Annotated in this window: 17 protein-coding genes and 1 riboswitch; of the genes, 6 read left to right on the top strand and 11 right to left on the bottom strand. The window is 39.0% G+C overall.

The features are described from left to right. Positions 1–3: 3 nt before the first annotated feature. Positions 4–1,059, top strand: coding sequence for a hypothetical protein (locus tag ACEQ1T_RS16285; protein ID WP_370223759.1), 1,056 nt, complete (start codon positions 4–6; stop codon positions 1,057–1,059). A gap of 85 nt (positions 1,060–1,144) precedes the next feature. Here ACEQ1T_RS16285 and ACEQ1T_RS16280 read toward each other — a convergent pair whose 3' ends face one another. From ACEQ1T_RS16280 to ACEQ1T_RS16270, 3 genes are all read right to left on the bottom strand, one after another. Continuing rightward, the gene (locus ACEQ1T_RS16280; RefSeq protein WP_370223758.1) at positions 1,145–2,770 is read right to left on the bottom strand and encodes a M14 family metallocarboxypeptidase; all 1,626 of its coding nucleotides are present in this window, start codon (positions 2,768–2,770) and stop codon (positions 1,145–1,147) included. A gap of 77 nt (positions 2,771–2,847) precedes the next feature. After that, entirely contained in the window at positions 2,848–3,210 is a 363-nt protein-coding gene (locus ACEQ1T_RS16275; protein WP_370223757.1) for a hypothetical protein, read from the bottom strand. Positions 3,211–3,502: 292 nt separating this feature from the next. Then, complete coding sequence (locus tag ACEQ1T_RS16270) at positions 3,503–3,631, bottom strand: hypothetical protein (protein WP_370223755.1); 129 nt, start codon at positions 3,629–3,631, stop codon at positions 3,503–3,505. A 194-nt stretch (positions 3,632–3,825) separates the two neighbouring features. Here ACEQ1T_RS16270 and ACEQ1T_RS16265 point away from each other — a divergent pair, with 194 nt between their 5' ends. The 4 genes from ACEQ1T_RS16265 (at position 3,826) to ACEQ1T_RS16250 (ending at position 9,140) form a co-directional block, all read left to right on the top strand. Beyond that, entirely contained in the window at positions 3,826–4,713 is an 888-nt protein-coding gene (locus ACEQ1T_RS16265; protein ID WP_370223753.1) for a helix-turn-helix domain-containing protein, read from the top strand. Positions 4,714–4,890: 177 nt separating this feature from the next. Further along, entirely contained in the window at positions 4,891–5,553 is a 663-nt protein-coding gene (locus ACEQ1T_RS16260; protein ID WP_370223752.1) for a hypothetical protein, read from the top strand. A gap of 15 nt (positions 5,554–5,568) precedes the next feature. Further along, the gene (locus ACEQ1T_RS16255; protein WP_370223750.1) at positions 5,569–6,804 is read left to right on the top strand and encodes an efflux RND transporter periplasmic adaptor subunit; all 1,236 of its coding nucleotides are present in this window, start codon (positions 5,569–5,571) and stop codon (positions 6,802–6,804) included. 197 nt (positions 6,805–7,001) lie between these two features. Beyond that, positions 7,002–9,140 carry a 5'-nucleotidase C-terminal domain-containing protein gene (locus ACEQ1T_RS16250; RefSeq protein WP_370223749.1) on the top strand — a complete coding sequence of 713 codons (2,139 nt, stop codon included), beginning with the start codon at positions 7,002–7,004 and terminating at the stop codon, positions 9,138–9,140. Between the two features lie 103 nt (positions 9,141–9,243). Here ACEQ1T_RS16250 and ACEQ1T_RS16245 read toward each other — a convergent pair whose 3' ends face one another. Continuing rightward, positions 9,244–12,774 (bottom strand): S8 family serine peptidase, encoded by a 3,531-nt coding sequence (locus ACEQ1T_RS16245; RefSeq protein WP_370223747.1) that lies wholly within the window; start codon positions 12,772–12,774, stop codon positions 9,244–9,246. Positions 12,775–13,041: 267 nt separating this feature from the next. Between ACEQ1T_RS16245 and ACEQ1T_RS16240 the strand changes: the two genes are divergently transcribed. Then, on the top strand, positions 13,042–13,968 hold the full coding sequence (locus ACEQ1T_RS16240; RefSeq protein WP_370223746.1) for an LCP family protein: 927 nt from the start codon (positions 13,042–13,044) through the stop codon (positions 13,966–13,968). A gap of 438 nt (positions 13,969–14,406) precedes the next feature. Here ACEQ1T_RS16240 and ACEQ1T_RS16235 read toward each other — a convergent pair whose 3' ends face one another. From ACEQ1T_RS16235 to ACEQ1T_RS16205, 7 genes are all read right to left on the bottom strand, one after another. Then, complete coding sequence (locus tag ACEQ1T_RS16235; protein WP_370223744.1) at positions 14,407–14,640, bottom strand: hypothetical protein; 234 nt, start codon at positions 14,638–14,640, stop codon at positions 14,407–14,409. A gap of 127 nt (positions 14,641–14,767) precedes the next feature. After that, a riboswitch (cyclic di-GMP riboswitch) is annotated at positions 14,768–14,851 on the bottom strand. Between the two features lie 505 nt (positions 14,852–15,356). After that, entirely contained in the window at positions 15,357–15,977 is a 621-nt protein-coding gene (locus ACEQ1T_RS16230; RefSeq protein ID WP_370223743.1) for a cell wall hydrolase, read from the bottom strand. Between the two features lie 314 nt (positions 15,978–16,291). Then, positions 16,292–17,563: a GDSL-type esterase/lipase family protein gene (locus ACEQ1T_RS16225; protein ID WP_370223742.1), complete on the bottom strand. Its 1,272-nt coding sequence runs from the start codon at positions 17,561–17,563 to the stop codon at positions 16,292–16,294. 215 nt (positions 17,564–17,778) lie between these two features. Then, positions 17,779–19,785: a penicillin-binding transpeptidase domain-containing protein gene (locus ACEQ1T_RS16220; RefSeq protein WP_370223741.1), complete on the bottom strand. Its 2,007-nt coding sequence runs from the start codon at positions 19,783–19,785 to the stop codon at positions 17,779–17,781. Positions 19,786–19,914: 129 nt separating this feature from the next. Further along, a complete protein-coding gene (locus tag ACEQ1T_RS16215) occupies positions 19,915–21,177 on the bottom strand; it encodes a PTS ascorbate transporter subunit IIC (protein WP_048009154.1) in 1,263 nt (420 codons plus the stop codon). Between the two features lie 121 nt (positions 21,178–21,298). Then, positions 21,299–21,568, bottom strand: a complete 270-nt coding sequence (locus tag ACEQ1T_RS16210; protein WP_009332100.1) for a PTS sugar transporter subunit IIB — start codon at positions 21,566–21,568, stop codon at positions 21,299–21,301. Between the two features lie 13 nt (positions 21,569–21,581). Further along, the coding region (locus ACEQ1T_RS16205) for a PTS sugar transporter subunit IIA (RefSeq protein ID WP_372530247.1) at positions 21,582–22,391 on the bottom strand (810 nt) is incomplete at its 5' end.

The raw sequence follows: 22,391 nt of genomic DNA, 5'->3' as shown, positions 1-22,391 counted from the left end.
TCCATGAATTATAAATCATTTGTTATAAAAATAATGGCCATTTCCCTGGTTTGTGTATTTTCAGTGGGATCCTTCATCTTCTATATAGATCCCATGTGGACATTTGGCCACGAGCATAAATACAATGATGTTCAAACCGTTATTAATGAACGTCAGCAGAAAACAAATCGCATTCTTTTCCAGCCTTTTCACTATGACACTCTTTTATTGGGCAGCAGCAGAACTACGTATATTAACCAAACTGACTTTGAAAATATGAAAGTCTTTAACTTTGCTGTCAGCAATGCTTCGATCCAGGAATATAACAGCCTGATTGAGCTGGCCAAGCAGAAGCGCGGAAAAGAATTTGAAAGGATTATTATTGGAGTAGATTTCTTTAAATCAAGCATTAAGGAAAGCAAAGCAAAGAAATCATTAAACCAATACATTCAAACAGCCAACGAACCTTTTTACCGTTACAAAAATCTGCTTTCAATGGACTTGCTTGATTACTCCTGGCAAAACTTTAAAATGTCCAGAGATAACAAAGTCCTCGAAGAGCGAAACTATAACCGAAACAACATTGCTGATGCAAAGGATATTGCTCCCGAAGTAATGGAAAAGCAGACAAAAGAGAAAATACAAAAATTCCGGGATGTGTTTTATGGAGACACCTTTGAATACAATCCTGAGTATAAAGCGATCCTTTCACAATTAAAAAAGAACAACCCGAATACGGAGTTTATTATCTTTACCACACCAATATCCAGCCCGCTATTTCAGGCAATGGCCGAGGAAGGCAGGCTTCCTGATTATGAACGGTGGCTAAATGATATCACTGATGTGTTCGGAGGAGTGTATAACTTTATGTATCCTAACTCTGTGACGGGTAATCTGGAAAACTACTTTGACGGCCATCACTTCTACCCTAATGTGGGCAAGCTGATTGCAAAAAGAATCAGCCTTGGCAGCAATTCAGAAACTCCAGGGGACTTCGGCACCTACTTAGATCATAAAAGCCTGGCCGCCCACCTCCTGGAAATCCGAAAACAAAATGAGCCTCTGCTTGTCAATCGATGATGGGTGACAGGCACCTATACCACTGCTAGACCAGTCAGACCAATAAAAAACCGCCTTGACGGAGGATGTCCGTCAGGCGGTTTTTTTAGTTAATATTTTTGGCTTCATTAGCCATCATAATTCCGATTGAGTAGTTCTTTTTCCAAATGCTATCAAACCTATTTACTGGTACTGGCCTATTTCCTACATATGGAGAGATTTCCGGTGTAAATCCTGGTCTCTTCTCATTCTGAATAAACCAATCCGTATAGCCGCCTCCGCTAGGATTTCTCATTGGCGGTACAAGAGAATAACCTGTTTTTGCCGAAATTTTCTTCGCTAATGCTTTATCTCTTTGTAAAGCTGAATACCCCTGATGAAAATGCCAGTAAAGGATTTCGCCTGAAGAGTGATACGCAAGTGCCGTCTTAAAGTCATGAGCAAGCGTGAAATCGGCAAGCGCTTTGGCCTCCGGCTCACTTAAAGGACGATTTCCTTTGTAATTCTGTGGTCCAGGTTTGCCAGGATCACAGCAGATATTTGCCCAATCTGCAGGATACTGGCGGTTCAAGTCCACTCCTCTTATGTTCGCTTTCCAAGCAGAGAAGTCGGTTTTGTTCCCGTTTAGTTTTAGTACATAACTAGGATTCTTTGCACTTTTATGTCCTTTTTGTACAAGGGTAACTCCATCCGGATTAACCATTGGGACAAACCAGATGCTTGTTTCATTAAGTATCTTCCTAACATCGAATCCATCAAGTGTTTTATTCCGCAAATAGGAATATGCATATGCATCCATCATTTCCATCAGCACATTGGTAGTCATATGCTCCCTTGCATGATGGGATCCGTTAATAAGAATTTCATTTTTACCTTTTCCTATCTTTAATGCATATAGATTTCGGCCATCAACTGATTTTCCTATAATTTGAATTTCTGTAATATCTGCATACCACAAACGAATATCTTTTAAATCCCTTATCATTTGTTCATATGTATAGGTTTTTCTTGGGTTGACAAAATCACCCGTGTATCTATTAACATCGCTTTTCTTAACGTATGCACGGCGTCCTGCAATTTCAACCACGTAATAGTCTCGATATGCTTCAAGCGCCTGTACTTCTACTTTTTTCTCTATCCTTGCCATCGACTGAAGCTTCCCATTATTGGAGTAATAAAAGTTTGCAACATTTAAGGATATAATTCTGTTCGTAAATTTACTTCCTTTTACAACTCCGTTTGGAAGCGAATCATTAAGTACTGGTTCAGTTTCAGACTTTAACACATAACCCGTAAATGAACTAAATTGGATTATATGATAATCCCCTTCTTCACCAGTCCTCTTAAAAACCTGCCCGGACATTAGCCTGGCTCTTTTAACCATTTTTCCGTTTTCCTTGCGCAAAACGGCAGCATCTGTTGTTGCCTTAAATACTTTATTATCCTTATAATAGTCCCATTCTGAAACTGGCTGTGCATTTGCTTTCGATATAAGTGCTTTTTGATTATTGAGATTGATATAATAACCGCTCTCCTCAGACTCAATAACCTTATAGACAGCTCCAGGAGCGACTTGCTCCATTCCTGCTTCATTCCCTTCAGCATCAAACATGATGACTTCTGTCCGGGATAAAGCCTTAACATATTCCGCTGCTGTTTCTGCCGCGGATACATTTGGTGCAGTTAGTAAAATTAAAAAGAATAATACTAATAAACTTATTTTATTTTTCAAACGCTCTCCTCCTCCCTTCCTATCTTAAATTCTCACTGTTCCTAAATCTAGTAATTTTTACATAAAAAAACGCCATTTTAAACTGGCGTTTCAATTTCTGTATAAAATAATGGGATCTGGTGCTGGTACAAAAACTTTTTAATACCGATTATATTCAAAAATTCTACAATTTTTCTTAATGAAGCTCTTTTATATTCCTCTACAATCTGAAATTCTGTAAAATAAGCAATAGTATTTTGAAGACTTGAGTGCTTCCCTGGTTTAGAGATAAATGTAAATTCCTTCATATCGCTCCTGGCTGTTAAAAAGGTTTCAGAACATGTACATATTACTGCTTCACCAATCTTTTGGCGTCCATTTTTAAAATGAAAAGAAAAAATAATCGAGCATTCCTCGTCACGGTAGGATGGCATCACTTTCATTTCCACTTCGTTCATCATATCACCTCTTCTTCAGGATTAAGTTAAAGATAACAAAATCAAAAAAAATGTGTAAAAGTGATTAGAGTGAAGATTTAGCTGGAAGGAATCTAATATTACACTATAGAACCTATTTACATACAAAAATATAACTTTAAGCATATTTTAAGTTTTTTCCATGACTATGGTATCATTTATTCTATGGTAATTCTTTGAAGCAAAAAAAGATCACTCCGAATCGGAGTGACAAAAAATTGGAGATTAATAAGATTTGATTCGTAAAACTGATGAACATAATAAAATTTACATGGTCTTAATGAACAGATGGAAGTTCCAGTGTGCGAATTCCGCCTTGGTCATGACCTGCAGCACTTGCAGATGCTCCTGCAAAACCTATAACTAATGTGACAACTGCTAAGACAGCCAAAATACGTTTTCTCATTAAACAGGCCCCCTCTATAATTAAATGAATTAAACTAGTAGAAAAAGCTTACAGTCCTATTTAACCATAAAATCCAAATGGGCATATTAGTTGTTATACGGGCTTTACGTTGATTTTCTCTAAAGAATCACCAAAATGTGCATGAAAACTAAAAAAAATATAACTCTAAGCATATTTTCAAGGAGTGATTAGAAGTGAATTTTTCAGCAATAGGAGAAAAGATTAAAGAACTCCGTAAATTAATGGGGCTTTCTCAAAGAGAACTTGCTCAGGGGATTTGCACTCAAGCTCAAATAAGCAAAATTGAAAAAGGGGATGTATTTCCCTATGCTTCTACATTATATTTAATCTCTCAGCGTCTGGGTGTGGATGTTAACTACTTTTTTGATATTGGTACAACACCTAGAATTGACTATGTACAGGAAGTAAGCAGACAATTAAAAATTGCCAGAAGGAATTTGGAGTATGAAGAGATCTACCAAATCGTTAAAACAGAAGAAAAAAATGCCCTGTTTCTCCAAAATCGAAAGAATCTGCAGCTTCTGCTGTGGCACAAAGGCATTTATCAATACCATTTGAATAAAAATGCTGCTAAAGCATTCAAATTATTAGATGAAGCCATTCATCTGACACATGATAAAGTATGGTCGGAGCGGGAAATTGAAATTTCCCTCAGTAAAGGAATTATTTTATTTGAAGAGGAAGACCTTGCAGGAGCCCTTTCCATTTATAAGCCTGCAAAGGAACATTTAAAACTTCTCCCCTATCTGCAGGATGATACAATCAAATCCCGATTATATTATAACTTGGCCAGAACCTTGACACGTCTGGGAGACTTAAACTTATCTACCCGATACTGCAAGCAGGCCATTGACTATTGTATAGAAAGGGACAATCTGTATTTGCTTGGTGAACTTCACTACCATGTCGGATACAACTATGAGTTAACGGGCAGTATAGCTACAGCAAGGTCCTATATGGAAAAAGCGTTAATCATATTTGAACTGCAGATGGATGAAAAATATATACAATTTATTAAAAAGAAAATAAGCAGCTGGCAGAAGTACAATCAAAAGTATTGAATCGCCTAGATTGATGGTTAGTATTTTATGGTGAATGTTAACAAAGGGAGCACAAAGAACCATTTCTATTATTTTACAAATCATTCTTATCATAATTAGTGCTATTTTGTCAGTTTTTGAGTTAAAATAAAGATTGTTGAAATTTTGTCATTCAATTTAAATACTGGAGGATTTTTCATGATATACCAGGTCCAGCTTTTAAAGGGGCTGCTCCATCCGAACGATTTCCTTTATCAGCTTGAAAAAGCGGAAGAAATCCGTAATTATCGGATAAGAATTTTTTTATTATTTACTGCCAGTTTAATAATATTTACAATAAGTTCCTATCTGGGTATTGGGACAGAGATAATTTCCAGAGAATTAACAAGCACTGCAGCCGGCGAATTTGAAACAAGAAAGCTGTTATTCCTGTTTGGCCAAATACTCTGGGGACTAATATACCCTGCTATTATGCTGTTTATCCCAGCAGCATTCTTTTGGGCTTTATCTGATATTCCTTTTATTAAGGTACTAGTTATTCAGATGTTTGCTGTGTCAATTCTATTACTTGAAAAAGCATTCCTGATTCCTATCAATTGGAAGATCGGTCTGGATAAAAGTTCTTCTCCTTTCTCACTGGGACCTATCGCACAATATCTGACCGACAGCACACTGCTTATTTATTTCCTGGGCCAGTTATCCGTTTTCAGCCTGCTTGTACTGTACATTCAATATAAAGGGTTGAAGTATTTAACGGATAAAACAAGAGGCCAAATTTTTTCCTATGTTTTATTAATAAATATGTTATTTTGGCTGGTCTCCTCATTCTTATCATTTATTAAATTTGAGAAGCTTTTATAAAAGGTGTTGAAAAAAATGAAGAAACGGCTGCTAATTCTACTGAGTGTAATCGCTGCTGCTCTTATAGCCGGAAACTTATTTCTAATTTTGAAAAGTGACAGTAAAATACAGCGGTCAGCATATGTTAATCAATGGGAAAAGATCAGCAGAGGCGATCTGAAAGAAACATTCAAAACAGAAGGTGTTGTAACATCTTCAGAGGAACATTATGTATACTTTGATGAGGAAATCGGATCTTTTAATAAATTTCTTGTAAAAGAAGGAGATCAAGTCAAAGCTGGAGATCCTCTTTTTGAATATGATTCCTTCAACATTGATGATGATAAACGAAATTTAGAAGCAGATCTGGATAAAGCGGAAGACCAGATTGAAAGCATTGAAGACCATATTGATGAACTCCGCAGCTTTATATCTGTTATTGAAGCAAAAGGGACTTTTGATAACAGCATTGATGAAAGCAAGCCCGATTTTAACATATACGGATCCGTAGTCGATGTGGAAAAAGAAATCTATAATAAGGAACTCGAAAAAGAGCTTCTTGAAAAAGAAGCAGCCCTCATTGAAAAGCAGATTGATAATATTAACGATCAATCAAGCCGTTTGAAAGTTATGAGTAATTTTGATGGAACAGTAACAAAAGTAAAGAAAGACCTTAGTAATCCTGTTGTCATTATCCAGTCAAATACTAATGCTGTAAAAGGCTTCTTTGATGAAAAGGAGGTTGCCCAAATTGAAACTGGGATGCCAGCTTTCATCTATCCAACTCTAAACGACTTGAGATTAGAAGGATTCGTTTCAAGAGTAATTCATTATCCTGAGAAAGAGCCATCATTAAAGGATGAAAGCCTTTATCCATTTTATCTGGAGTTAAATGAAGAAAGTAAGGATTTATATCCCGGAATCCATACAGGGATTAGCATTGTTACAAATGAGTTAAAGGATACTGTCATCATTCCCTCAAAAGCTGCAAAAACAAAAAAGAACAATACTTTTGTTTATTTAATCTCTCCCGGCGGATCACTGCTTAAACAAAAAATTGAGCCAGGCATTAAGGTCAATAACCTCCAGGAGGTTAAAAAAGGGCTTGAAGGAAATGAGTTCCTAGCGCTATCTCCATCATTCCCTGCCAAGGTTTCAAAGACAGAGTTTATTACACCTATTAAAACCAGGAACATAAGCAAAAAATCAGTTAATGCCCTGACTAAGAAAGAGATCATTAAGTATACTTTTACAGGATTTATACGCAGGTAATACAATAAAAAGGAAGAGCTTTTACCAGCTGTTCCTTTTTATTTTGTAAAAATAACATGAATTTTGTAAATATTTTTAATCAAGGAAACATATTAACTCTATTAATTGATATAATGTGGATGGGTCTATTTCTCTATAAATCTTCAATTTACATATCTATTGACAAGACCCGCTAACATGCATAAGGAGGAGAATCAATGCCATTCCAAACGAAAACATACCGTAAATTCATTAGTACTGCAGCAGCTGCTGCTTTAGTTGCATCTGCTTATGTGCCAGCCGGAGCTGCTGCCTCAGAATTCACTGATGTAAAGGAGCGTTACCAAGAAGCAGTAGATTTTCTTGTTTCAAAAGGAGCTAACGGACTTTCGCCAACTAAGTTTGGTACCGATGAGAACATAAAGCGTGTAGATGCTGCTGTTTTGGTTGCCAATGTTCTTGGCCTCAATACTGAAAATGCTCCTGCATCTGGCTTCACAGATGTACCAGAACGCGCTCAAGGTGCGGTTAATGCCCTCAAAGAAGCCGGCATTACAAACGGAAAAACAGAAACTTCCTTCGGATCCCAGCATCACATTACAAGAGGGGAACTTGCTGTCTGGATTAAAAAAGGATTCAAATTAAAAGGATCAACTGACCTGGAATTTACTGATGTAAATGAGCGTTATGAAAAGGCAGTTAAAGCCTTAGTAGCAAATGAAATTACCCATGGTGTTTCAGATAGTCAATTCGGCATTGGACAGAGTGCAAAACGTGGCGACTTTGCTATACTCCTTCATAAATCAAATGAGGCAAAAGGCTTTTATGAACTGTCTATCATGCATACAAACGACACTCACGCGAATCTTGACAGTGTTGCAAAACTGGCCACTGCTATTAATGAGTTCCGTGCCCAAAAGCCAGACTCTTTGCTGCTGAGTGCAGGAGATGTCTTCTCAGGCACACTATACTTTAATGAATTTGAAGGACAAGCAGACCTTGAATTTATGAACTATTTAAACTACGATGCTATGACATTTGGAAATCATGAATTTGACTTAGGAGCAAGTGAAGATGGCCATAAGGCCCTTGCAGAGTTTATCAAAAAAGCTGAATTCCCTTTCGTCAGTGCCAACACAGACTTCTCTAAAGACCCATTATTCGATGGTCTATTCCATGGGTCTACAATAGCGGAAAACCCTGAAAATGGAAATATTTTTAATGCAGTTATTAAAGAAGTAGATGGCGAAAAAATTGGTATTTTTGGTCTTACAACAGAAGAAACTGCTGAAATTTCAAGTCCTGGTTCCATTGAATTTAGCAACTATATCGAATCAGCGGAAAATACAGTTGAAATGCTGGAGGCACAAGGAATTAATAAAATCGTCGCTCTTACACATCTTGGATACGATGATAGCACTGAATTTGACAATGATCTGCTATTAGCAGAAAACGTAGAGGGCATTGACATTATTGTTGGCGGACATACGCATACCAAATTATCTGGCCCAGTCATCATAACAGAGGGAAAGACCGAGCCAACAGTAATTGTGCAGGCAAATGAATATGGTAAGTTCCTTGGAACATTAAGTATTGATTTTAATGAAAATGGGAAAGTTACAGCTTATGAGGGAGAACTTGTCGATGTTGCTGAAAAGGATGAAGATACTGAAGCTGCAGCTCTCCTTGCTCCATATAAAGAAAAAATCGTTTCATTACAAAAACAATCAATTGGCGTTTCAACAGAAGTTTCTTTAGATGGGGAACGAGCAAATGTACGCACGAAAGAAACGAACCTTGGTAATCTAATTACTGACGGGATGCTTGCAAAAGCAAAAGCAATCAACCCTGAAACAGTGATTGCGGTAACAAACGGCGGAGGCATACGCGCATCTATTGACAGTGGTGATATTACATTAGGTGAAGTGCTTACTACCATGCCATTCGGAAACACGCTCGGAATTATGAACTTGAAAGGTTCAGAGATTGTTGAAGCATTAGAACACAGCGTAAGCCTTGCCCCAGAGCAAAGCGGTGCATTCCTTCATGTATCGGGGCTAAAATTTGTCTATGACAGCTCAAAACCAGCAAATGAGCGGGTAGTATCTGTTGAAGTAAAAGATAGTGAAGGCAGCTACGCACCAATTGATGAAGCAAAAAATTACTTCGTAGCAACAAACACATTCACCGCTAAAGGCGGAGATGGCTATGATGTTTTCAAGAAAGCTTATGAAGAAGGCCGTGTTAGTGAACCAGGATATGTTGATTACGAAATGTTTGTAGACTATCTGCAGCAATTTGAAACAATTAACCCAGCTATAGAAGGCCGCATTACAGATGAAGCTGCGGCAAATTAATTTTTCCAAACGGGGATTCCTTCCCCGTTTTTTTATTTGGTTGCGTTTCAATGACAGATTTACTAAAAAGAGCGATGTCCTATTGGAACATCGCTCTTTCATTTTACTTAATAATTAATTTGTAAGGATTTGTGCTTGCGTTACCAAAAACGTCCTCAATCTTAATGTAATAGTCGCCTTTTTTCAGGTTAAGTGACATGACTTCATTATCGCCTTTTCCATAATAGTCGGAAACGGCCACTTGTACTCCTTTTGAATTATAAATTGTTATTTTACCATCTATATCAGATGGAACTTCCATGGATACACTATAGTTCTTTTCTTTTTCTACTTTTAGCTTATAAAAATCTGTATCTCCTTTATTAGAAGTAAGATTAAGATAACCAAAGCTATAGAAACGATCTTTTGCCGGGCGATTAAGCAAAAGAGGCTTGGAAGGAATGTTATTTTTTACAACAGACCCTTTGTCTTCATCAGACCTATTTGCTTCATCGATTTTAAGCACATATGGAACTAATGATGAATTTGTTCCAAAATAATCAAATGCTGCAATAAAATAGCCTGAATTTTTCTTTGTTCTAAAGCTGATTCTCTCTTCATCGCTCCATAGACCCGAATCAACTAATGTGATCTTGCCCTCTTCTTCCGGCTCCAATTTTCCGTTGCCGTTTGTATCTTCTATAATCGCCAATACTGGGTCGATTTCCGACTTATGCCTTACAGGCACATTTTTGTACTTTGCAGGCAGGGAACCTGGAGTTACTCTTACTCCAAAGATACTCTCCTTGCCCGGTTTAAAGTAGTAAATATCTGTGTCAGCCGAACTTGCAAAGTTACCAGTAATTCCTTTAGTAGAAATCTTTTGAGCAGTTTCAAAGTTTTCATTCGTTTCAAATTGGTCGGCAACATCTTTTACTTTCGCTTTGATTGTAAAGCGATAAGGGTCCAATGAAGGTCTATACATTGGATCTGCTGCACGGAAATAATAGGTTTCCCCGGCTTGCAGGCCAAGCGTAAATTTATCTTCAACAGAAATTGAGCCATCCATTGACCATATCGTATTGGAGTAGACATAAACAAAATCCTTCATATCTTTATCATATTTTAGCACTTCAACCGCGACTGGTTTATAGCCTGCTTTATTATCCATTGCCATTTCGAAAATAGAGCTATGGTCTGGTGTAAAGGAGAACCAATCCTCATCACCAAAAGTCTGCAGATATCCTTCTCCGCCGCCATTTTCTTCAATTAGGATTGCTGCCTCTTTAAGTGTATTAATGTAGTCCTCATATGTCATTTGAAACGGATCAAAGGCTTTTTGCTGTATTTCTTTCTTTTTGGCAATAAACCCTTGAATGTCACCCGCCATTAATTCTTCTTCCGGGCTGGTCTCCATCCCCATTTCAAAAGGCAGTCCATCTTCATCGGTTGGTAGAGTCTTTGAATCAATAGTAACTTTATATGGCTTGAATGAAGAATAGCTTTGTTCCAGATTTATTTCATACCCTTCAAACATCATCATGAATTCATCAATATAAGGCTTGTTTGTCACTTCAGCTATAAACTTCTGCCCAGGCACTGCATTAAAGCTAAGCTCTTCTCCCTTGCCAAAGCCATTATCAGAAGCCTGATCCATTTCATAAATAAATTCTTCACCTTCAATTTCTTCTATCATATGAAGTTTGATTGAAGGGTCAATGCCAGGAACTGCTGAAAGGTCAACTTTAACAGTCTGCATACCATCTTCAGGATTCCCGGGCACTGTGAATTGAAAATAATCAGAGTCCCCTGGTGTTTGCTGTTCATCCCCTGCTCCTTCTTCTTCTTCTACGTTTTCTTCAGCAGAAGCAGCATCGGTCTCTTTATCTTCAGTCGTTAAACGCTCATCTGTATAATAATTTTCAAGAGCTGACTCATAAGGAAGTGATTCAATTTCCTTTGGAGTCACTTCACTATTCCCATCATCTAGTAATTCCATGCTTTTATGCAGTTCAAGATTGTATTTTGAATTACCTTCTTCGCTAAATTTACCATAACTATCCTTCACGATAATAACTAAACTTCCAGCCTCTGGTGCTTTAAAAAGAGTCCCTTCTACACTGCCTTCATAGGCCTCATTCACTTCAACCTTTTTGGAAGGCTTTGTTTCACCTTCAGGGAAAAACAGTAAATCAAATTTCAGATCATACTTTTCAGTACCATCTAAAGTAACCTGAATATACTCATTTTTTGCCATCTTTGTCTTATATAAATCAGTTTGATTTAAATTTAGAATTTTACCTGATACCGGGATAGTATTAAATTCTCCCAGATCCTTGGCCTTTAACAAAGAATCAGCTTCTTTTACTGAAGGATCGGCAGGAATCTTTTTCGGGTCAAAACTAAGAATCTTTTCCAAATCAATCATTCCATAGCCATACTTTAGGTCATAACCTTTATCCCCCAAGTCCTTGGCTGTATGTGTCAGGATATAATTAACTTGATATGGAGTTAAATTCGGGTGTTTTGATAATAAAAGTGAAACTGCACCTGCAACTACTGGAGATGACATCGATGTTCCGCTCATCTCCACAAAGGATGATTGCTTGTCCGGATCATATACAGAAGAATAAACCTGGTGTCCAGGTGCAACTACATCTACAGAAGGACCATAGGTCGAGAAATCTGCAAGTTCATTTTTGCTGTTAGTAGCCCCAACACTGATAACACCTTCAAAAGATGCCGGATAATTAACGACATTAGCCCCATCATTACCAGCTGCTGCAACTACAGTAATACCTGCGTCGATGGCTTTTTTGACTGCATCTTGCATAATAGGTGATGGAAAATATCCGCCAAGGCTCATATTAATTACATCAGCCTTCTGACGGATAGCTTCTAATATACCTTCAGCAATAGTATAATCGGTAACCATCCAGGAACGATTAAACACATCAATAGAAATGACTTCAGAGTTTGGAGCAATACCATATCCCCCAACACCATTCCCTTTTTCAGCTGCAATAATTCCGGCTACATGAGTTCCGTGGGGATCAGGAGCACCCTTTTTAATTGGATCCATTGCATTTTTGTTTGCAATCAACTGATCTTTTAGCTCAGGATGCTTTGAGTCAACCCCACCATCAATAACTGCTACTTTAACTTTGTTCTTTCCTGCCATAGTTTGAGCTTTTTCAATCCCAAGATTTTTCAAATGATACATTTCAGAGACCTTTGGATCGGCACTGCCCAGTTTTTTTGCATAAGCACTTCTGGTAATAGAAGTTACATTTGAGAAACTGGCATATGCTGCAGCCACTTCCTCCAATTTCCTTTTTCCTTGAACTTCAATAACATCATAGCCTAGACTGGCAAATCTCTTTACCAGTTTTCCGCCAGCTTTTCGATGTTCAGAAGAAGAAAGAGGCTTATTATATTTCACAACAAGCTGATTATCCGTAAATTTTTTATCTTCCTCTTTTGTTACAGAACTTGTTTTGTACCCAGGCTGTTTTAGGTTAAGCCGATCTAGCTGCTGATAAATTCTTTGAGTGTTGGATTTTTCAGCAGCAAGTGATGCACTGGGCAAGAATGAACTAGTCACTAATACCGCAGCCAGTCCCATCGCTAGACCCTTTCCTTTAAATGTCTTCATACCGTACCTCCTAGAAAATTTTACCACCTTTAATATTATTCTATCTCTCTTTAAATATCCCTTTAAAAATGGTGGTAATAAATATATATTTATAGTTCCTATGCAATAGATAATTGCACCTAGTATTTAGACGCTTGATAATGGAAAAAGTTTCATATAAATGAAATAAAATACAAAATGGTATCTGATAATATTTCCGGGTTCCCTTGCCCTATCGGATAGCTATTCAATATAATAAAGATAATTGACTCCAATGAGGTGAACTATTTGCGCGTGAAAAATAGCAATAAAAAATGGCTCCGTACCATAGGAATTTTATTATTGGTACTTTTAATCGGCCTGATAGGATATGGATTTTATATTTATAACTCTTTTACAAAAGCAGTTGATACTGCATATGAACCTACAGAACGGGAAAAATCAGAAAAAAGAGGAGAAAAAATTACTCTCGAAGAAACCGAACCTTTTTCAGTCTTAATGCTTGGAGTAGATGAGCGTGAAGGTGATAAGGGGCGTTCAGATACGATGATTGTGCTGACAGTTAACCCAATTAAAAGTTCTATTAAAATGCTTAGTATTCCAAGAGACACCAGAACTGATATTGTTGGACATGGAACAGTTGACAAAATCAACCACGCTTATGCATTTGGGGGAGTTGATATGTCAGTTGCTTCCGTTGAAAATTTCTTGGATATACCAGTGGATTATTATATAAAGATGAACATGGATGGATTTGCAGATATTGTGGATGCTGTAAGGGGAATTAATGTGCAAAATGATTTGAGTTTCACACAGGATTCATATCATTTTAACAAGGGAGACATTCATTTAGATGGACGAGAAGCACTTGCATATATAAGAATGCGGAAGAATGACCCCAATGGTGACTTTGGAAGACAGAAAAGGCAGCGGCAGGTTATTCAGGGGGTAATAGATAAAGGAGTAAGTATCGGCTCACTAACTCGTTTGGATGATATTTTTGAAGCAATCGGAAAAAATGTAAAGACTGATATAGCATTTAGTGAAATGGTTGAAATTCAGAAAAATTATAAGCAAGCCAGTAAAAAAATTGATCAATTAACACTAGAAGGTTCAGGGCAATATTTAGGAGACATCTGGTATTTGATCGTTTCTGAAGAAGAAAAGATAAGAGTTCAAACTGAGCTAAAGACCCACTTAGAGTTAAATAAATGAATCTCTACCAAAGCTGGCCATAGATTATGACCAGCTTTTAATTTCGACAAAATTTGAAAATTCCAAGAGAAATTTGCAGAATTTTTTGTTGTTTCATTTTTATAAAAAGGCGGTATAGATAAATAATTAATTTACAGGTCTATCCATTTTAAATATGAGGAGTGATAACAATGAAAATAAGAGCCGGCAGCTGGCAAATGTTGTCCAATCAAGAGAAATTATTTCTTTTAAATGCAATAAGTAATCGGCCGCAAACTAAAAGCAGAGGAGAGCATTAACTATTGATTGTCTAAGAATCGCTTCTGTGAACATTTCTATAAAAGCATGAATATCCAATTCCGAACTGAATATATTCCACCATTCAAAAGTATCAGCCGCCAGCCAAAGACCTCTGTCATTGGCTGGCGGCTGATACCAATTTTATACATTTTAACTTATTTACTCATAAATCGCATGAAATGCTGAGCCTTTCAATTTTTTAATTGCAAAAAAGAGATTATCCAAGCATTCTTTTCGAATATTCTCTTCACAAACAAAGTCATCTAAAAGTTCTTTTTTCAGTCTTGCAGCGATAATTGAAAACTGCTCTTCTGAAATCCGCTTTGAATTTTCAGAAATTAAATTTTCTGCAATTTCTTTTTCAAAATATTCCACTGATCCAAAAAAGCTCATCTATTTTCCACCTTTCTATAATTGAAATACGGTCTTATTTACCATCCTCAAGGCATCAAGACCATCCAAAAATATGGCGGATTCTGCAATATAACCTATTAATCTAGCCTGCACTTATCCGTTCATTTTTGGCAGCTCGACTATCATAGTGAATAACCTTAGACTCGCGGCTTTGCGTCCTTACTTTTCAATAAGTTTGCCTTTTCAATTTCATACTTTAATAATAGAACTTTTGTAATGCGTTTTCAATAATCTTATATATATTACAAAAGAAATATCCGCCATTGTCCCTAATCGCTTCCTGCACAATATTCATATTAATCATCATTCCTTATTGTACCTTTCCCCAATTACAAAGTTAAAAACACAATTTTCTGAATGCGATTTTCACATAGATAACTAATACATTGGAAATGGAAAAAGACTTGCTAATATACAATGCAATAGTTGATATAATATTTATATTCTTAATGTTAGTTATTTTATTAATACATTTTTCACCTGTTATCCCTGGCGCTCGTATGGCGAACATTATTCTTTTTTCAGACTTTTTGTCCATGGTTGAAAGGCAATTGGTAAAATTATAGATCGCATTTATTATACTTAAATTGGAAACACATGCTAATTTGAGGCGAAAAGTAGAGGTTTAGTAAACTAATGGAATATAATATGTATAAGACTGGCTGGCACTTTTATTCAGCCAGTCTTAATATTTTTTAGTAAGCGAAACGGTGGCTGCCAATTTGTTTGATTACGGTCCGGGTGAAGATCCACTGATCAGTTACGAGCTTCGGGTTATAGTAATACACTGCTCCGTTGGAGGGGTCCCACCCTAAAAACGCATCTTTTACTGCCTGGTATGAGTTCTTGCTTGGCTGCAGCTGAAATTGTCCGTCATTAATCGCTGTAAAAGCATTTCTCTGGAAAATGACATTACGGATAGTCTCTGGAAATTCACTTGAGTCAACACGATTTAACAATACAGCTGCAACAGCAACCTGTCCCTCATAGCTTTCTCCGCGGGCTTCCCCGTTCACAACATGAGCCATCATATTAACATTGTAAATCATATTAGCTGTCTCCATTCCGACAATTCCATCAGGCCGTAAACCAAAGTCCCTCTGAAACTCCTTTACTGCTTGTACAGTTAGCGGTCCGTAGAATCCAGTTGTTTCATCCTGAAAATACCCAAGCTTATTCATTAACCCCTGTACATATGATACTTCAGACCCTAAAGACCCTTCCTTCAGAAGCTGAGCGGCCTTTGTTTCTATTTGATTGAAGCCAGCTAAAATAACAAACATCATGGATACAATTATGTACTTCATAAATTTCATGTTTTTTCTCCTCTTAATATGTATTTTTGCGTGTTAGGGTAAAAAAGTTCACCTCCTTCTCTTAATACCGCAGAACATCCTTCATTCTTTTCCCTGCTTATGAATTCAAAAACCCCATCAAAAGATAGAATTTGGCAATCGGGTCGTTTTACCTGTGCCAGCTGCTGGGAATAGAGGCAGTCGAAAGTCCGGACTTTAAATGAAGGCCCTCAAAAAAATTATTAATACATATTAGCTTGCCGATGCCTTTCTCAGCACCTTTTCTAAACAATAAAAACCCCAGCTTAGCACCACTAAGCCAGGGTTTTCTTTCCTTACTTTATTAAAGCCTGCGCTCTTACCATTACCACTGCAAATTGTGCTCTGTTTGCTGAATTATGCAATCCAAAGTTCCCGTTACTAAAACCAATCATAAGTTTATTATCTGTAACGGCGTCAATATATGGAGTGCCCCAGTAAGAGGAATTGATATCGCGGTATGACGGATAAACCCCATCACCTTTTAATCCAAAAGCAGATGCCAGGACCTTCGCCATTTGCACTCTGGTTAATGGACTATCAGGATTAAAGTTTTCACTCTTTGTGAATACACCTGCTTCGGTAAGTTTGGCAATCGCCATATAAGCAGGATGACTTTCCGGTACATCTTTATATCCGGGATTTTCCGGAATAGAGGTTGTCATCGGTATACTGTTGTATAGAATCAATGCAGCCTCTGCTCTGGTTATCGCTTTTTCAGGATAAATATTTCCTTTTTCATCAAGTTGAAGCAGCTTCCCTGCCAGGAGCATATTAAGCTCTTTCGCTGCCCAGTGTCCTTCCGGAAGATCGGCAGCCGTTTTTTGTGACAACATCATAGCATCCAGAAGGGCCTCACTCAGCAATTTGTACCCTTCAAGATTTGGGTGGATATCCTCTGGATTTGGGACATATTGTCTTGGATTATCTCCAAACTTTTCATAGACTGGAACAAATGAAGCACCATTTACAAGTGCAGCTGCTTCGATTGTTTTATTGAGAGTATGCGTCAGCTGAATCAGCTCCGGCTTCTGCTCTTCAGAAATGAATGGAAACGGAAAGTAATAGCCCATAACATAAACGGATGCATCCGGATTTAATTGTTTGATTTTCTGAAGGATCAAATTGTAGTTTTCAGAAATACTCTTTAGAGAACCAGGTATCTTTGATGGATCAAGCAGGATGGTGCCCTTCTCTCTATCAATCTCTGCTTCACTTAATAAATCATTTGCTCCTGCTGAAATAGTAATGAAATTTGAATTCTTAATAGCTTCCTGTAAGTTGGGTTTTGTATTAAGGTCAGCCAGTACATTGTATGTCTTGTAGCCCGGGATTGCGAATGCCTTGGAATATGTACCTAGAGCGTTTTGTTCTTCCAAATACTCTGCCGTCAAATCAGCATATCCATCAGCTATTTTCTTATCATACGTCACGCCGGCTGCCAGAGAATCCCCCAACGCCAGGTATTGAACTGGAACATCTACTGCTGCCGAAACAGGTGTTAACAAACTCAGCAATAAAACTGCAATTAAACCTAAACTTCCTAACCCCTTCTTCCAATTAATCATGAACCATTCTCACTCTCCCTTTTTTATAGTAAAAAAAGTATGAATATTCTAGTAGGTATATGTATTCATTTTACAGGAATTATTTACTATAATATATAACTAAATATTCAAATTATTCGACAAGCTATAACAAATGGTGACAGGCACCACCAGAATTTTGTCGAATAAAAAAGCCTGCATTCTTTTCCAAATGCAGACCCTTCATACAAATTCTATTAAAACCGCCCTTTATGCTCCTCAAATACTTTCTTCACTTTCTCCACTACCACTTTCGATCCGCCGCTGTTTTCAACGCCCTCCATCATCATCGCGATGAGCAGCTTGGGAGACTGCGGATTGTAGGCAACGAACAGGCCATTCTCCTGGCCTTTTTCATCCGCACTTTTCTTCAACTCGGCGGTTCCGGTTTTCCCAGCCAACGGGTAATCCTTCATATAAGCCGTACGGCCGGTTCCGCTGGGATCCTGAATGACTTTAGCCATTGCGGCTGCCACCGTATTCGCAGTTCCTTCGCTCATCACGCCTTCTTTCAGCACCTGTCCTTTTTCCTCTTCTTCCAGGAGAACAGGCTTGATCATGGAGCCTTTATTGATAAAAGGTGTATATGAAGCAGCAAGATGGACAATGCTCATTTCCACCTGGCCCTGGCCATAGCCGGAATCTGCCAGCAGGATTTCTGTGTCCAGGCCGCCAATCTTGGATTGTTCAAGCGGGAATACGTATGGAATTTCCGCTTCAAACCCGAATTTCTTGAGCCCGGCTGAAAACTTTTCTTTTCCCAGCTCAAGGGCCTGCTGGGCAAAATAGATATTATCCGAATACATCATCGCTTTTTCAAAGTTAACCGGCCCGCCCGGATCTTTGACACGGGTGACTTTATAGCCGCCCCATGAACTGTCCTTCTGCCATTGGAGGCCGCTGACCTTAATCGTTTCATCAAGCGTTAGTGTCCCTTCTGTCAGTCCGACTGCGCCTGTCAGCGGCTTCATCACTGAACCTGGGGCATAGGTTTGCTTAAATCGCGTCAGAAGCGGTATGTCCTTATTGCCTTCAATTGCCTTCCACTCATCCGCGGTAAATCCAAGTGAAGCCTGGTTCGGGTCAAAGCTCGGGCTGCTGACGAGAGCCAGTGTATTTCCGGTAACCGGATCAATCGCTGCTGCGGTTCCCGGCTTTCCTCCCAGCTCTGTGTAGAGTGACCTCTGCAGGTTCATATCGATGGTAAGCTGAATAGTTTCACCGTTCTCTACCGGCTTTTCAGCGAGGGCCACTTCAGAACCGTCTTTCTTTTGGATGCCGATTTTGATTCCATTCGAACCCTTCAAGCGCTCCTCAAGAACCTGTTCAAGTCCTCTTTTTCCAATTATATCAGTGCTTGAATAACCTTCACGCTCTTTCATTTCATCTGCTGTAACCTGTCCAACATAACCGATTAGATGGGCTGCTGATTCACCCATCGGGTAAACTCTGCCTTTCACATCCTGTTTCAGAACGCCTTTTAGCGCAAAGACCTTGCTGAGTGTTGCCTGATCATCCGGGGATACCTTTTTAATAGGAACAAAATAGCCCGGCTGCACCCAGCTTGCATTTAAGCTTTTATTAATCTGCTCTTCTGACATTCCCAGGGCTGCTGACAAACCTTTAATGGTCTGCTCCTTCTGATCACCCATCTGTTCTGGAACAACACCAATTTCATATAGGGTGCCATTTAAAGCAAGCGGGTCACCTGTCCGGTCGACAATATCCCCGCGCTGCGCCGGAACAGTTGAATAGCTGATTTTATCCTCTGATCCCAGCTCCGGGAAAATATAAGTTGTATCCCAGGCAACAAACCAATTGTCTTCCTCTTCCTTTTCTTCCTTCACAAGCTTGGCATCATGGGTAAATTCAATCTTGCCGGCTGTACTATCCATACTTGCTGAAAAAGGAAAACTTGCATTTTCTTCTTTTTTGTATTCCTTTTCCATATCCGGCTTGTATGCCACCTTCAGATTATCTATCTCTAAATCCTTATAAACCTTTTCATAACGGGCTGCAAAATCCTTTTTGCTGATCGACTGCTTCGCATCCTTCGACAGGAATTCATACATCTTCTCAAACTCCTGCTTATTCCAGTGCTCCACATACTGCGAAAAGCGATCCTGCGGCTTAATTTCCTTATTGCATCCGCTCAAAGCGGCCAAAACCAGGACAGTAAAAACAAAATATAGAACCTTTCTCATAAATCACCCTCCCTGTTACTATATTATCATTTAATTGGAGAAATTTCCTAGTGACAGGTACCACCCGAATTTTGTCGAAATACCAAAAGGGGACCTCACATCTAAGTGAAGTCCCCAAAAGGTTATAAATTAAGAAAATAGTTTAATAAGGAAGCTCAATAAAATCCCTACTACCCCAAAGTCCGAGTCTCCAAAGGTAGTTCCTTCAAATCCAAGTGACCCAAGAACCGGAAGCAATAAGGCCGGAAGGAAAGAGATTAATAGACCGTTGGCAAATGAACCGATCATCGCTCCCCTTCTGCCTCCAGTTGCATTTCCGAAAACCCCTGCCGCCGCACCTGTGAAGAAGTGCGGAATCAGGCCTGGCACAATTATTTTCAGGCCGAATAATGGAAGAAGGAACATGGAGAGCAAGCCAGCTACGAAGCTGAATAGGAATCCGATAATAACTGCATTAGGTGCAAAAGGGAACACTGCCGGACAATCAAGGGCAGGCTTCGCATCTTTTACCACTTTATCAGCGATCCCTTTAAAAGCTGGTACGATTTCTGCAATCAGCATCCGCACACCGGCAAGGACCACATATACACCAGCTGCAAACGTAATGGCCTGCATGAGCGAGAATACAAGGAAGTTAACTCCGCCGCTCAATTCAGATTCTACATAGCCTTTTCCGGCGATCGGCGCCACAACCAGGAAGAGAATCGTCATTGTCAGAGACATCGCAACCGAAGTATCGCGCAGGAATCCAAGTGATTTTGGCACTTTGATATCCTCCGTCGATTTGGATTTATCCCCTACACGCTTTCCAATAAAGCCGGAAACAAAGTAGCCGAAAGATCCAAAGTGGCCGACCGCTATGCTGTCATTGCCAGTGATCTCGCGTACATACGGCTGGACAAGCGCAGGCATGAATACCATTAATAATCCCAGAATAATAGACCCGATAATGATCAGCGGAAGCCCTGTCACTCCGCCGGTTGCAAATACTGCTGAAATCAGGCAGGCCATGAATAAAGTATGATGGCCGGTTAGGAAAATATATTTAAATGGTGTAAAACGGGCAATTATTATGTTCATGACCATCCCGAAAAGCATGATCATCGCGGTTTCTTTCCCAAATGTCTGCTGGGCGATCGCAACGATGGCTTCGTTGTTCGGAATAACGCCCTGAATATGAAAGGCTTTTTCAAACATTTTCCCGAAAATATCAAGTGAGCCTATTAAGATGCTTGCTCCTCCATTCAGGATGAGAAAGCCCATGATCGTTTTAAGCGTGCCTGATATAACATCGGCAATTCCCTTCTTCTGCAGAAGCAAGCCAAACAAGGCGAATAAACCAACCAGGATAGCGGGCGTGCCCAGTATATCATTCATGATAAAATCAAACATGTTTACCCCTCCTTTTAAATCCTCTGTATCTATCTTTCATCTAACCAGTTTTCAGGTTATACTGTATTTGTTCTTTTTATTTTTCAGCGGGCGAGTCTATCGCCTGCTCTTTTTTTCTCTATTATGATAAATGTGATTCCAATGCGGCTTTTAGCTCGTTCTGGTCTAGGATGTTAGTCAAGCCAATGATCGTTCTTGTTCCGTCATCCAAAGTGGAAATCAGGTCCTTAGATCCCAGGTAGATGTCCGCTTTTTCAGATTTAGCCGTTGTTAAATCGGTATGTGAAACGTCTGCTTCCACTCCCAGCTGGCTTAAAACTGTTTTCACATTCATTTCTACGATAAAGCTGCTTCCAAGTCCGTTTCCGCATACTACCAGAATTTTTTTCATTTTTATTTCCTCCTTAGTCTTGTGAATATTGATTAATAATTTCTAATACGTCAGCTGCTGTATCCACATTCTGCAGTTTTTCAAGATTATAGCTGTCAGACAGCATTTTGGACAGCTGGGATAATGCTTTTAAATGGGTTTCATTATCGATGGCTGCCAGCACAAAGAATAATCTTACCTGATGCTCCGGCTTTTCCGAAAAAGCACAGCTTTCCTTTAATTGCAGAAAGCTCATTCCCAGCTTGTTCACGCCAGCTTCAGGGCGGGCATGAGGAAGGGCAATTCCAGGCGCGATGACGATATATGGTCCCATTTCATTTACGTTTTCAATCATGGCATCTATGTAATTCCGGCTGATGGATTGATCGGCCAATAACGGCTGTGACGCCATTTGCAGTGCTTCCTGCCAGCTTGGGGCATAATCTGCAAATTGAATTTTATCGGCAGTTAAAACTTCATTTAACATTGGCTTTTGGTCCACCTCACTTTTGGCTTCTTTATTCGATTGATGGTAGGCTTTCAATTCCTGGATCAGCATGCTTTCGTCTTTTATATCTGTATGCTTCCGGATAATGTCCATCAATGCCTCTATGTTTTCTGATTTCGGCCTTTTTTCTGATGCCTGAACCTGCTTAAGCAGAGATTCCTTCTCGGACGGGTTAAGAATCGGATTTACAATAAACACCGGTACATTTTTCCGGGATACTGGCGTGGTCGAAATGACAAAGTCCAAATCAGCCAGGGACGCTTTCTCATATTCACGGACAGTGTATACATGTGCCACAGATCGGAAGAGCGTCGTGGAGGGAAAGAGTGTAGACGA

Origin of the sequence: Cytobacillus sp. (assembly GCF_964223445.1) — a bacterium.
Classification (GTDB): domain Bacteria; phylum Bacillota; class Bacilli; order Bacillales; family Cytobacillaceae; genus Cytobacillus.
This window is presented reverse-complemented; position numbering and strand designations above follow the sequence as displayed.

Excerpts from the sequence above, each read along its gene's own strand:
- ACEQ1T_RS16285 (WP_370223759.1), top strand. The coding sequence starts at position 4 with ATGAATTATAAATCATTTGTTATAAAAATAATGGCCATTTCCCTGGTT.
- ACEQ1T_RS16275 (WP_370223757.1), bottom strand. The coding sequence starts at position 3,210 with ATGATGAACGAAGTGGAAATGAAAGTGATGCCATCCTACCGTGACGAG.
- ACEQ1T_RS16270 (WP_370223755.1), bottom strand. The coding sequence starts at position 3,631 with ATGAGAAAACGTATTTTGGCTGTCTTAGCAGTTGTCACATTAGTTATA.
- ACEQ1T_RS16260 (WP_370223752.1), top strand. The coding sequence starts at position 4,891 with ATGATATACCAGGTCCAGCTTTTAAAGGGGCTGCTCCATCCGAACGAT.
- ACEQ1T_RS16255 (WP_370223750.1), top strand. The coding sequence starts at position 5,569 with ATGAAGAAACGGCTGCTAATTCTACTGAGTGTAATCGCTGCTGCTCTT.
- ACEQ1T_RS16250 (WP_370223749.1), top strand. The coding sequence starts at position 7,002 with ATGCCATTCCAAACGAAAACATACCGTAAATTCATTAGTACTGCAGCA.
- ACEQ1T_RS16245 (WP_370223747.1), bottom strand. The coding sequence starts at position 12,774 with ATGAAGACATTTAAAGGAAAGGGTCTAGCGATGGGACTGGCTGCGGTA.
- ACEQ1T_RS16235 (WP_370223744.1), bottom strand. The coding sequence starts at position 14,640 with ATGAGCTTTTTTGGATCAGTGGAATATTTTGAAAAAGAAATTGCAGAA.
- ACEQ1T_RS16230 (WP_370223743.1), bottom strand. The coding sequence starts at position 15,977 with ATGAAATTTATGAAGTACATAATTGTATCCATGATGTTTGTTATTTTA.
- ACEQ1T_RS16225 (WP_370223742.1), bottom strand. The coding sequence starts at position 17,563 with ATGATTAATTGGAAGAAGGGGTTAGGAAGTTTAGGTTTAATTGCAGTT.
- ACEQ1T_RS16220 (WP_370223741.1), bottom strand. The coding sequence starts at position 19,785 with ATGAGAAAGGTTCTATATTTTGTTTTTACTGTCCTGGTTTTGGCCGCT.
- ACEQ1T_RS16215 (WP_048009154.1), bottom strand. The coding sequence starts at position 21,177 with ATGTTTGATTTTATCATGAATGATATACTGGGCACGCCCGCTATCCTG.
- ACEQ1T_RS16210 (WP_009332100.1), bottom strand. The coding sequence starts at position 21,568 with ATGAAAAAAATTCTGGTAGTATGCGGAAACGGACTTGGAAGCAGCTTT.